9 protein-coding genes are annotated in these 12,506 nt (G+C 42.6%); 5 read left to right on the top strand and 4 right to left on the bottom strand.

The window, feature by feature from the left end:
- The 5 genes from H6B10_RS07765 to H6B10_RS07745 form a co-directional block, all read left to right on the top strand.
- The coding region (locus tag H6B10_RS07765; RefSeq protein ID WP_204651072.1) for a restriction endonuclease subunit S at positions 1–310 on the top strand (310 nt) is incomplete at its 5' end.
- Positions 310–1,488 carry a protein kinase domain-containing protein gene (locus H6B10_RS07760; RefSeq protein ID WP_204651071.1) on the top strand — a complete coding sequence of 393 codons (1,179 nt, stop codon included), beginning with the start codon at positions 310–312 and terminating at the stop codon, positions 1,486–1,488. The genes H6B10_RS07765 and H6B10_RS07760, both read left to right, overlap by 1 nt.
- 18 nt (positions 1,489–1,506) lie before the next feature.
- A complete protein-coding gene (locus tag H6B10_RS07755) occupies positions 1,507–4,473 on the top strand; it encodes a type I restriction endonuclease subunit R (protein WP_204651070.1) in 2,967 nt (988 codons plus the stop codon).
- A gap of 362 nt (positions 4,474–4,835) precedes the next feature.
- Positions 4,836–5,192, top strand: a complete 357-nt coding sequence (locus tag H6B10_RS07750; protein ID WP_204651069.1) for a helix-turn-helix domain-containing protein — start codon at positions 4,836–4,838, stop codon at positions 5,190–5,192.
- Positions 5,189–6,694, top strand: a complete 1,506-nt coding sequence (locus H6B10_RS07745; RefSeq protein ID WP_204651068.1) for a recombinase family protein — start codon at positions 5,189–5,191, stop codon at positions 6,692–6,694. The genes H6B10_RS07750 and H6B10_RS07745 overlap by 4 nt, the downstream gene beginning before the upstream one ends.
- A gap of 142 nt (positions 6,695–6,836) precedes the next feature.
- On the opposite strand, the gene H6B10_RS07740 is transcribed toward H6B10_RS07745, so the two are convergent.
- Genes H6B10_RS07740 through H6B10_RS07725 form a run of 4 tightly spaced genes read right to left on the bottom strand, consistent with a single transcriptional unit; the run spans position 6,837 to position 12,057 of the window.
- A complete protein-coding gene (locus H6B10_RS07740) occupies positions 6,837–7,283 on the bottom strand; it encodes a hypothetical protein (protein ID WP_204651067.1) in 447 nt (148 codons plus the stop codon).
- Entirely contained in the window at positions 7,270–8,799 is a 1,530-nt protein-coding gene (locus H6B10_RS07735) for a tyrosine-type recombinase/integrase (protein WP_204651066.1), read from the bottom strand. The genes H6B10_RS07740 and H6B10_RS07735 overlap by 14 nt, the downstream gene beginning before the upstream one ends.
- A gap of 26 nt (positions 8,800–8,825) precedes the next feature.
- Positions 8,826–10,913: a hypothetical protein gene (locus H6B10_RS07730; protein ID WP_204651065.1), complete on the bottom strand. Its 2,088-nt coding sequence runs from the start codon at positions 10,911–10,913 to the stop codon at positions 8,826–8,828.
- A gap of 4 nt (positions 10,914–10,917) precedes the next feature.
- On the bottom strand, positions 10,918–12,057 hold the full coding sequence (locus tag H6B10_RS07725; protein WP_204651064.1) for a tyrosine-type recombinase/integrase: 1,140 nt from the start codon (positions 12,055–12,057) through the stop codon (positions 10,918–10,920).
- Positions 12,058–12,506: the final 449 nt, after the last annotated feature.

Raw genomic sequence — 12,506 nt, 5'->3', positions numbered from 1 at the left:
GCGTGGTATTATCGAAGGATTTTGGCGGCTCTATACAGACGATTTCTATACGATCTATCTTCCTGTACCGCCCATCGAGGAACAAAAAGAAATCATGCAATATATCGGCGCTCAGGCTAAAAAGACTGCGGCACTTGAGAACGCCTTAAACAGAGAAATTGAGCTGTTGCATGAACTCCGTACTCGTCTGATTTCTGATGTTGCCACAGGCCAGATTGATGTGCGGAGCATTGATGTGCCGGATTTTGAGTTAGTCGAGGAACTGGCAGATGACGCCGAAGAACCAGAGGACGAGATGGAGGTGGAATAATGGCCATTGAGAAGCAAAATGGAGATATTATTGAGTTTGTCAAACAAAAAGACTATATCATGGTTAATAATGATCTGGGCGGCGGATCATTTGGCAAAACCGTTGTTTTGAAAGATCCGTATATTGACGAACTCTTTGTTGCAAAAAAGTATGAGCCAGAATATGACGAAATAAGGGAGCAATTTTACAAGAACTTCCTTGATGAAATCAAAATACTCTATAAACTTAATCACAGAAATATCGTCCGCATCTATAACTACTATGCTTATGAGAATATTTATAGAGGATATATTTTGATGGAATTTATAGACGGAAAAACGATCGATAAATATCTAAGTGAATATGAAGAACTTGATTCGATTTTGTGCGATGACCCGACGCCTGATAATATTTTTGTTCAGTTGATCTATGCCTTTGCGTATATGGAAAAACACCATGTCATTCATCGTGACATCCGCGAAGGAAATATCATGATTGATAAGTCAGGTACGGTTAAAGTAATTGATTTTGGAATTGGAAAACTTGTTGAGTCGACACAAGCTGATGATAGTTTGCGTTCGCAAATCAACAGGCGCAATGCTGATACATTACCGCAGGAATATTACGACAAAGAATATACATCTCTGACAGATATGTTTTATTTGGCGGAGCTACTTAATCGCCTGATGAGAGAAGCGGAGCATCCTGATGAGATGAATTTTTCTTATCAAAGCATTCTCGATAAGATGATGCAGAAAAAACCGGAGGATAGATACTCCAGCTTTGAAGAAATCCGAAAAGCTATCAGCAAGCGTGGGTTTGTGGCACTCAATATCTCAGAGGAAGATAAGAAGATCTATCATTCCTTTGTTGATAACTTATACAAATCTTTGACACAGTACACATCAGAACGCCAATTTAATACTTCGCCGGAATCATTTAGCGAGAAATTACAAAAGGCATTACAAAGCAATATTTTTGAAGAGTACATCCAAAAGAATGCAGATGTTATTAGCAGTGTGGTTTCGTGTTCGTACAGGTATGACAATAGTGTTGGTATTCCCTGCGAAGCGGTAAAAGCCTTTTTAACGTGGTATGAGTCTTACAGCATGGAAACGAAGGAACTTATACTGCAAAATATCATATCAAAACTGTCTACAATTGCAGTCGCAATTCCTGATGATGAATTACCATTCTAAACAAAACGAGGTGACACTATGCCAACCAACACAAAAGAATCTGGCATTGAAACTTTAATCGTGGATTGGCTGGTCAACCACAACGGATATGAGCAGGGTACCAATGCCGACTATAACCGCGACTATGCGATTGACGAAACACGCCTGTTTCGCTTTTTGCAGTCCACACAGGGCGATGCGATGGACAAGCTGGGCGTGTTCAAAAGTGAGCAAAAAAAGCAGCAGTTTCTCAATCGTCTGCAAGGTGAAATTGCCAAACGTGGAATCATAGATGTCCTGCGCAAGGGAATCAAGGTGTATCCGGTGGATTTGGTCATGTTCTACTTGACCCCCACCGCCAAAAATGTGGCCGCCCGTAAGATGTTCGAGCAGAATATTTTTAGTGTAACCCGCCAGCTGATGTACTCCAAGGACGCCACAAGGCTGGCCTTGGATCTATGCGTGTTTATCAACGGTCTGCCGGTCATTACATTTGAGCTGAAAAACCAGCTCACCAAGCAGAATGTGGACGATGCCGTTTATCAGTACCAGCATGACCGCGATTCCAAAGAACTGATGTTTCAGTTCAAACGCTGCATGGTTCATTTTGCGGTTGACGATGCGCAGATCAAGTTCTGTACCAAGCTGGACGGAAAAGCCAGTTGGTTCCTCCCGTTCAACAAGGGATATAAGGATGGAGCGGGGAATCCGCCCAATCCAAAAGGCATGATGACCGATTATCTCTGGAAGGACATTCTGACCAAGCAGAAGCTGGCCCGCATTATTGAAAACTACGCCCAAGTGGTGGAAAAGGAAGACCCGGACACCAAAAAGAAAACATATACTCAGGTGTTTCCTCGATACCACCAGCTGGATGTGGTAGAGCGGTTGCTGGCGGATGTGAAGGCAAACGGTATTGGACAGCGGTATCTCATTCAGCACAGTGCCGGTTCTGGAAAGTCCAACTCAATCACCTGGCTGGCCCATCAGCTTATAGGGCTGGAATCGGACGATGGCGAGCTGCTTGTGGACAGTGTTATCGTCGTTACAGACCGAGTAGTTCTGGACAAGCAAATTCGGGATAACATCAAGCAGTTTATGCAGGTGAGCAGCACCGTGGCGTGGGCGGAACATTCCAGTGATCTGAGAAAGGCAATTCAGGCTGGAAAACGGATTATCATTACCACCGTGGAGAAATTCCCATTTGTCCTTTCTGACATTGGCACACAGCACAAGGATAACCGTTTCGCAATCATTATCGACGAGGCCCATTCCGGTCAGAGTGGGCGCACCTCGGCAAAGATGAACCTCGCCCTGTCCGGGTTGGCTTCTGAGGAAGAACAGGATAATGAGGATAAAATCAATGCCATGTGTGAAGGACGCAAGCTGCTGAAAAACGCCAGCTACTTCGCCTTCACTGCCACACCTAAGAATAAAACCCTGGAGACCTTCGGAACCCCGTACCAAGAGGGAGATAAAATCAAGCATCGCCCGTTCCATGTCTATACCATGAAACAGGCAATCCAAGAGGGCTTTATCCTGGATGTGCTCAAATACTATACACCTATCGACAGCTTTTATCGCTTAAAAAAGACCGTGGAGGACGATCCGCTCTACGATAAGAAGAAAGCCCAAAAGAAGCTCCGTGCCTTTGTAGAGAATCAGTCTTTTACTGTCGAACAAAAAGCTGAAATGATGGTCAGCCATTTCCACGAACAGGTAATTGCCAAGGGTAAAATCGGCGGAAAAGCCAGAGCAATGATTATCACCAGCAATATTGAGCGGTGCATTGAATACTACTATGCGGTCAATAGATGCTTAGCTGCTCGGCATAGTCCTTATAAAGCAATCATCGCGTTTTCTGGCGAAAAGGAATTTCACGGTCAGCAGCCTGCATTGACTTCTGCGGGGCTAAATGGCTTCCCGGATAACAAAATCCAAAAGACATTTAAGCAAGATCCCTACCGTTTCTTGATTGTGGCGGATATGTTCCAAACTGGCTACGATGAGCCGCTGTTGCACACCATGTATGTGGACAAGCCACTTTCGGACATTAAGGCCGTGCAGACGCTCTCTCGACTCAATCGCGCTCATCCGCAGAAGCACGATACCTTTGTTTTGGACTTCGCCAATGATTCAGCCACAATTGTAGAGGCTTTTTCTCGATACTACCGCACCACATTGCTGTCGGATGAAACTGATCCCAATAAACTCTATGACCTGATTGCCGCGATGGAGGAGTATCAGGTATTCACACAGGATCATGTAGAGAAACTGGTCAATCTCTACCTCGACGGTGCCGAGCGGGATCGACTTGATCCTATTCTGGATGCTTGTGCTGCTGCATACAAAGAACTGGATGTCGACGGACAAATCAAATTTAAAAGTGCGGCCAAATCCTTTGTGCGTACATATGGATTCCTGGGGGCTATTCTCCCTTATGGAAATCCTGATTGGGAAAAGCTCTCGATTTTCTTGAATCTGCTTATCCCGAAACTGCCGTCTCCGCCAGAGGATGATTTTACACAGGGGATTTTAGAGGCGATTGATCTGGATAGCTATCGCTTAGAGGCTAAGGAATGTATCTCTCTGGTGCTTCAGGATGAAGATGCAGAAGTGTCCCCTGTACCGACGGGTCAGATTGGAGCCAAGAAAGAGCCAGAGATGGATTTGCTATCTGCCATCTTGACCACATTCAATGATATGTTTGGCAACGTAGATTGGAATGATGCGGATAATGTCCGCCGTCAAATTCTTGAGATTCCGGCTATGGTCTCCAAGGATGAGCACTATCAAAATGCTATGAAAAACTCTGATAAGCAAAATGCTCGTATTGAAAGTGAGCGTGCTTTGCAGCAGGTTATTTTTAGCATCATGGCTGACAATATGGAACTGTTCAAGCAGTTTCAGGATAATCCCGATTTCAAAAAATGGCTGTCTGATCTAGTGTTTAATTTGACTTACAATAAAGACGGAAAGCCTTATCAAACGCCGTCTCAGAATTGAGAAAACCGCAGTAGAATTACCCCTATGTCCTGAACCGTGGCATAGGGGTAATTCTAAATAAAAAAGCGTTCGCAGAACGCGCAGCCGCAGAGTGAAATTCTGCGCTCAAAGGGGGTTGGGGGCGCTGCCCTCAACAAGCAGACGGCAGGGAATGTGAGTGTGTATTAACACTCGCATTGCTTGCCAGTCTTGTGTGTGGCTATCCACACGCATTGCTTGCGCCTATATGTTTGACTTCCGGGACAGTATCGCATAGACCTGCGTTTCTTTCTGGTCTGACCCCATGATATTATGTTGATATAGGGTTGAATATTATCCTGTTATCTGATAAAATTAAGTTAACGGACAAGGGGGTGTATCTCTTGAAAGAAGTAGCAGAAAGATTGCGGTTCTTGAGGGAAAGTGTCAAGCTATCTCAGGTAAAGATGGCTGAGATTGTCGGTGTCAAGCAATCCAGCCTGAACCGCTATGAGCTCAACCAGGCTTCGCCGACATTTGAAACGCTTACCCGGTATGCGGATTATTTCGATGTATCCATGGACTATATCTTTGGACGCACGGATAATCCTCAGGGAAAGCTGTATGAGTACAAGCCTAAAATCCAGCAGAATGACCCCCAAATGCAGAAGTTTGTGGAGATGTGCTTTGACCCCGCCTCTCCTATGAATGCACGACTCAAGGAAACACTGCTGCAAATGCTTGGGGAGGCGAAACAATGAATGTTGTTATCTACGCCCGCTACTCCAGCCACAGCCAGACCGAGCAATCTATTGAGGGACAGCTCCACACCTGCTATGAGTATGCCAGAAACAATGGCTATCTCGTTGTCGGGGAGTACATCGACCGTGCCCAGAGCGGAACCACCGACAGTCGCGCCGAGTTCCAGCGGATGATTGCCGACAGTGACAAGCATACCTTTGAGGGTGTTCTGGTTTACCAGCTTGACCGTTTTGCCCGCAACCGATATGACAGTGCCATCAACAAGGCAAAACTGAAAAAGAACGGTGTGCGAGTGATCTCCGCGCGGGAAAACATCAGCGATGATGCCAGCGGCATTCTGGTGGAAGGTGTTCTGGAAAGTATGGCTGAATACTACTCAGCGGAGCTTTCCCAAAAGATTCGCCGGGGCATGGAGATCAATGCGCAAAAGTGTTTGGCCAATGGCAGCAATCCTGGTTTGGGCTATAAGGTGGATTCCGAACGTCGGTACTATGTGGATGAGGAAGAAGCAAAGATTGTCCGGGAGATTTTTGAACGGTATGCCAGTGGAGAAACAGTTGCAGACATTATTCGTGATTTGAACCGCAGAAAGCTCACGACTTCCCTTGGCAAACCCTTTAATAAAAACAGCGTCCACCGCATTTTGAACAACCGGCGTTACATCGGGTATTACCTCTACAAAGGCCAGGAAACGCCGGGCGGTATGCCTCGTATTATTGAAGATGAGCTGTTTGAGCGTGTCCACTATATCCTTGATCGCAACAAAAAAGCACCTGCCCGAGCTAGAGGGCGGGAAGAGTATCTGCTCACCACAAAGCTGTTCTGTGGCTACTGCCGGGAGATGATGACCGGTTATGGTGGTACAGGAAAATCCGGCAAGACCTATCACTACTACGCCTGCAATAATTTCAAGCGGCGCAAATGCAAAAAGAAGGTCATCAGTAAAGAGAAAATTGAGGATCGTGTCGTGCTGGAGTGCCGCAAGTTGCTGACAGACAGCAACATTGAGCGGATCGCAGTCTCGGTATCCGAGGTCTGTGAATCTAACCGGGACACAGCATCCATCAAACGCATCAAAGCTGCCATCCAGGAAGCAGACACCGCCATTGAAAATCTCTGGAAGGCATTGGAGCGGGGACAGGCCGCCGACATGATCACTGAGCGAATTGAAAAACGCCAGCACGAAAAAGAGGAACTGCAAGCACAGTTGGCTGTCGAGATGGCGAAGCAGGTGACTTTGACAACACCCCAGGTTAGAGCTTATCTCTACTCGCTCAGGCAAGGCGACAAGAATGACGAGAACATCAAGCGTGGAATCATCAATATCTTCCTCCGGGCGGTATATTTGTATGATGACCGGTTCATCTTGGTTTTGAACGGTAGCAACACCCCAATCACAATTGATGACATCCTGCTGGACGAGATTGAGGAGGGGCTTGAGGGTGACCTGACCAGTTGCGCAGGGTGTTCATCGTTGGTTGCGGACGCTCCACCACAATAATGTAGCCAACCTCTTGTAAACTATTCAAGTAAACTATTGAAGATATTTCGTAGGAATGCTATTTCCAAGAAAACTGTCAATGGTTTACAGATTGGTTTGCGGTGGTTGGCTACATTTTTTTGTTAAAATGAATATATTCTAGTTATAAATGAATGAACTTTCGTCCCATGTCCGCTTGATAGCGTCCTAAAAGCTTTTGGTACTTTCTTGTCATGTCACGCAAGGCATCTTGCAACTCTGTATTTTGCTTGAGCAATTTTTTGATTTTGGCGTCGGCAACCCTTCGTTTTTGCTGTTCCTTTTCCAATTCTATCTGTAAAAAAATTGAATCTTGACTATTCTCGAAATTCTCTTTCTGGCTTATATTGGCATTATATAAAGGATGTTCCCTAAGATACTTGGTGATGTAATCTTTTTGAAGTGCTTGACGAGAACATCCAATTTCATCGGCAATGGAAGCCTTTGTTATTGGAAGGTGTTTTGTGTGTAACGATTGGAGTGCTGCGTCGATTTTAATGAGTGTTTGATTCCTTTTTTGACTTTGAAATTCACTTAGTCCTTTATTTAAAGCTCTTTTATGCTGATTCATTTCTTGCTTTTATCCTTTCAATAACTCCATTATATAATTGTAGATATTTCTCGTTGAATTTGATTGCGGATTCATTTTTGCGAGGGTCTTTATAAAGATTATCCAAACGTTTTTTGATTAGTGCAGAACATTCCAGAAAATAATCGTTGTAGTATTTGTCAGGAATAAAATGTTGGCATTGTAAGCAACTTTCAAAACGCGGTATGCAAGTTGTGTTTGAGCAAAGACCTAGACCAGGTATCAATCTAGTAAATGGATTGTTTTGCAGAGCAGTATACTTTTTTGGCGGTAAAGCCAATGTGCTGGATGACTGCGCATCGGAATTGGAAAAAGCATCTTGAAACACGTTTTTTAGGATATTAGAGGTGTGCAGGCTCTCATCGTGCATGCTTGAATACCCATATCCCATAGTAGTAGAAATCGAAAGGTGATTGGCTTCGTTTTTGGTTTGTACAGGCGTGATAATACCACTTTGCAGGCGTTGCACTACACCTATGTGTCGCAAATGATGGGAAGTTATGTGGGCAATTTCTCCTTTCGAATCTAGTATTTTGTTGTCTTCGCAAACTTTTTTGAGATAGGCGTTAAAATCTGTAGCAGTAAGTAATCTGGTAGGAAACTCTGATGAGATAAAAAGAAAATTTGAGTATTCTTCTGGAAGGTCGCTTTGATGAGCAAATGCATATTCTCGCTGCTTTTGAAGTGTTGAATATAGGATAGCCGTATACTGACTTAAAAGACTGCGAGAGTACTTTGAAATGCGTGGGCGGTGTAATGGGGTTTCCTTTCTTGTCGGAACTAAAATTGTGAAAATACCTTCTTCAGGATACGCAAGGCAATCAATGGCCATATTTAATACTTCGGAAATGCGATTGAGAATTAAACGTAACAATAGGTAGACGCATCGCATGTCCGTAGGAATTTCATCATGTGTAAAAAAGAAATGGTCGAGTGCATCTATTACACACTGGTCCGGAGCGCGCCGAACAGGAGTCTTAATTCTGGTAGATAACAGCGGCAGGGTGATGGTTTCAGAGAAGGTTATTTTATTTTGAGAAGCAAAATCCAAAAAGTCTAAAATCGTACAGACCATGGAATTGTATAGCAGGGGAGAGTCGACATATTGCGAAAGAAACGTCAGAACAAATGACCTACGTATACCGGTAAAAGAAATTTTTGAATCTTCCACATAACTTAAAAACCCGGATATTTGTGCGATTTTTGACTTAATAGTCCCAAGAGAATAGGAAAGAGAAAAAAATGAAATTACCCAGCACTTGACCAGCATGGTGAGTTTATCAGAAATATTTATGAAAGCATTAAAAGAAAGCCTTTGCTCTGTGTGATATTCTGGTACTTTTACCTGCCACTCCATGTCGTTGAATGCGGAATTAGAATAATGACTTAAAATTTCTATGTATTTTTTGAATGAAGCCTCTGAAATTAAGGGGACATTTGAAAGACTACCGGAGACAACAATTATATCAGGATACTCTTCACTTGGCTGTGCTAGCAATGAATCCCCACCTCCTTCTATTAAAATCATGTGGATTTACAAGTGATTCGTTGGGGACAAGTTTCACAACGATTTTGGTTGCAATTCGAATGGGAGGAGCTGGTGCAGATTCCATATAATTCCTTGGATTCTTGAGGGAGCGAAGATATACCATGTGAATCTGAATAAAAAGAAAAGGCTCTGTCATAAAATCTATCATATAGTTCTGCTTCGCTGCGTGGTGACAAAAAGTTATAATGGGATTCAGCAATTTGTGGAGAGTTACCCAATTTTGCCGCAACTTCCGAAGCGCTCTTTCCTTCAGCAAAGGCTGCTCGTCCAATTCCAGCTCGAATTATGCGTGCTGTACATTCGAAATCAGAACCTGACAATTTTTTAAGCCAATAAGATAGAGAACTCGAAGACAAGACGACAGGAGGACGGCAACTTCCTGTTCTTCGGGTGGAAGGCGTATATACAAGAATTTGTTTCGTACCAATGGCGTTGCGCTCTTTTTCGTGCTCGGTAATATATTCAGCAATACGCTTAGCCAAATAGTCAGAAATCTTATGCCGTACAAAAGTTGGCGCTCCTCTATTTGCACGGGCACGGCGGTTTTTCCGTAAGATAATATCTAAAATGGGTGTGCTGCCACATTCGTAGTGAAACTCGTCAATGGTAACGCCACACACTTCATTTGCACGGGCACCGGTTTCGCAAAGAATGAGGATAGCGATTTGAATGTATGTGGGCATGAGCGAAAGTCTTTCTAAAAGAGACTTTAATTCATCCGGTGAAATTGGAGATGTGGGGTTTAAAGATAGGGCATTTGACTTCACACTTACTGTCCGGAAAGGATTTTTACCAGTATAGTTTTGTGACAGAGAAGTATAGTCAAAAAAAATTGCAACATAATACAAATGCTCCGAAATTGTAGCTACAGAAAGAGAAGTGTCAGCAGTAAGAGCGGCTCGGAAAGAAAGCGCATCGGAAAGCTCTGTGCTTAGAATGGATTTTGGAGAGTCTAAATCTGTAATGGCCCTACAAAGACAATAATAGATGCGAAGTAGATGAGAACAGGAGGAAAGATGATAGCATGCCCGCATAAAAGCAACAATTTCTTTTCGAATGGGGCCATTGAACTGGGTGAAATCAAAGCGCCCCCAATGGATTTTGCCTTGTTCCATGTAGTATAGGAGCCAAATATCATCGTGAATGATTTCAAGGTCGTTGGTTTCAATGTATTCTATAAGAGATTCTTCTGATAACCTTTCTAAATAATCTAGCAGTACGAATGGTTCATCGGTTTTCAAAATGGGTGAAAAGCCATATTCTTTTATGATTTTTTGTGGATAAATTGGAAGACGCTTCTTGATACTAGATGCAACTATATTTTTGAAATAATCAAGAAGCTCGTCTGGGCCAATAATATTTAGAATTTCGTAAGTGAATTTTCCTCCATATTTTTTGATAAACGGCTTGATATTCTGATGAGTGAGCAGCGCTTCTTTTACATGGATGCAATCTTGGTGTAGCTCCCAAGTGGAAACGGGAGCTACTTTGTTTTTACACGAAAGGAAAACATCCTGTCCGTTTACGATATATACAATGTGAAGTCGGTTCTCGGAATATCCTTTAAATTCGATTGAAGGGGAGTCAGAAATCTTTTTATACTCTGGTGAATCTCTAAATGTATCTGGTGAAATTGAAACACTTTCAAATATATCGTAGAGTTCTTGTAGAAAGGGAAATTTTTTGAACTGGTGAATATAGGAGGTGCCTGATTTGGCACCTACGATTTGATTCAAAAAACAATCAAATCTTCTTTTGCCATTAGGGTATGGATATTTACTCCTCTTCCTTTGGAAATAAGCGACAAATTCATCGTGTAAACAAGCGTTGATTAAACGTAAGCCTGTAATATATCCGACTTGAAAAAAATCAAAAATAGGTGCATCAGCTTTCAATTGTTTGGACAGATTATCTAGCATTTCCTCAAGCAAGGGGGCGGAACCTGCGTTCAGTTGAAGTGATTTTGAGCCATTCTGTCTGAAGATGGTTACCTCAACTCCGTTAATGAGAAAAGTTGTGGAATTTTTTGAAACTGAATGGGAGGAAAGATAAGAAACAGTCATATACTTACTCATTTTTTGTCGAAACGGTGGTTTGGGTTTGTGCTGTGCTATAGATTTCCTTTTGTAGTGTACCCATCATAGGAGATATCTCTTGGATGCGTGTGAGAAGGTCATAGTTGTACAAGCATTTTAAGGAAGACCAATCCATTAAAAGGCATATATCGGAATCAGAAAAGGTCTCATGACCGAGTCTGCGTTCGCGAAGTTGATATGAGCGGAGATTGGCTAAAAATGTAGACCGACCTGCATGGGTGTGAACGGGTTCTGTAAAGCCCGCTTTTTCTGCAGCAACGGAGAGTGCCTTGCGATATGCATTGTAGGACACGGGAGAACCATTTTTTTGGATAAACAAAATTTCTGAAGAACTCATATACATACTGCGCATTTCAATAATATATGTTGTGAGTTTGTTGGCCAATGACTGAGGAATAATACAAGTATGAACTTGTCCGGTTTTGCTTCTCCTTTCAGTAAGAGTTCTTTTTCTTGCATCAAACGAATCAAGATGAAGAGACAAAACACTGGAAGCACGCATTCCGGTATAAACTGAAATTAAAAACATACATGCGTAATCTAGGCGGAGATTGCTATGCAAAGCATCTATCTGAGAACTTGTATACCATTTGCAATAGGATGGCATGGAGGCAGGTTGACTATTTTCATGTGGAAGCAAATTCCGCATTTTAGAAATATATGTAAGTGAGCGGCGATTTGCTCGGAGACCACCACTAATCGCCATTTCAGGCAACGGACAAAACAAGCTCTTATCCAAAGGAATGTTCTTTATTGCGAGATTTTCATAAACCCTAGCGATGGTGTTTATATATAAATCGATATTATTGTTGTGCATACCTTTTTCCACGGATAAAAAATAGAGAAAATTCAGAATGTCCGAAGAAGTTGCATTTATATAGTCAATGTTATTTTCATCCCAAATATAATTGGCAAAAATAGCCCATTGATATAAGCAGGAAGTGGCTTCTCGTACGAGGCTATTTCTCTTTTTATTACGCTGAGACTTTAAGAGAAAAACTTGATTCACTAGTACATCTGGAATGCCGTCGTCCAGTATTAGGTGGAGACTGTATTCTGAATGCGTTTCCGTCTCTTCAAAAATAGCAGTAGTTACAGAAAAACGGGACATTTTATTCTCCTTTTGGGAATCGTTTATTGCGGTGATTTACTATGTAAGTTTGTAAAGAGGCCTTTGTTATCCAATATCGATTGCCAACTCGATAATATTCCAATTCACAGTCTGGCGAGGAAAACATCTTGTAGAGCATCATTTGTGTACAGTGCAAAATTTTGGCTACTTGAGCGGGTGTCAGTTCGTTGGGCTGTTCGCTGTACGTTTCCAAGAAATGAGTCATTTTAGTATCCTCCGATTGCCAAGTTTTATTTGTTGCTTACATTGTAAAACTAAATTTTATATGTTACCATTGGAGTTGCCATATAAATTTACTGTGAAGGAGAACAATTCCGTGTTTTACCGTACTGAAAATGTCTTTCGCTGGTGTGAAATGGTAACGGAAGAGAAACAAGTAAAGCAAAGCATAGAAGAAAGGGCTGCAACGCGTTACCAGGCTTTGACAC

The organism is Gemmiger formicilis, from assembly GCF_016901605.1.
GTDB lineage: Bacteria > Bacillota > Clostridia > Oscillospirales > Ruminococcaceae > Gemmiger > Gemmiger formicilis_B.
Note: the sequence above shows the minus strand (reverse complement) of the source record. Positions and strands in the feature narration are given on the sequence as shown.

Bases quoted from the DNA above. Each gene is read 5' to 3' on its own strand.
- H6B10_RS07745 (WP_204651068.1), top strand. From the start codon at position 5,189: ATGAATGTTGTTATCTACGCCCGCTACTCCAGCCACAGCCAGACCGAG.
- H6B10_RS07755 (WP_204651070.1), top strand. From the start codon at position 1,507: ATGCCAACCAACACAAAAGAATCTGGCATTGAAACTTTAATCGTGGAT.
- H6B10_RS07730 (WP_204651065.1), bottom strand. From the start codon at position 10,913: ATGACTGTTTCTTATCTTTCCTCCCATTCAGTTTCAAAAAATTCCACA.
- H6B10_RS07760 (WP_204651071.1), top strand. From the start codon at position 310: ATGGCCATTGAGAAGCAAAATGGAGATATTATTGAGTTTGTCAAACAA.
- H6B10_RS07740 (WP_204651067.1), bottom strand. From the start codon at position 7,283: ATGAATCAGCATAAAAGAGCTTTAAATAAAGGACTAAGTGAATTTCAA.
- H6B10_RS07725 (WP_204651064.1), bottom strand. From the start codon at position 12,057: ATGTCCCGTTTTTCTGTAACTACTGCTATTTTTGAAGAGACGGAAACG.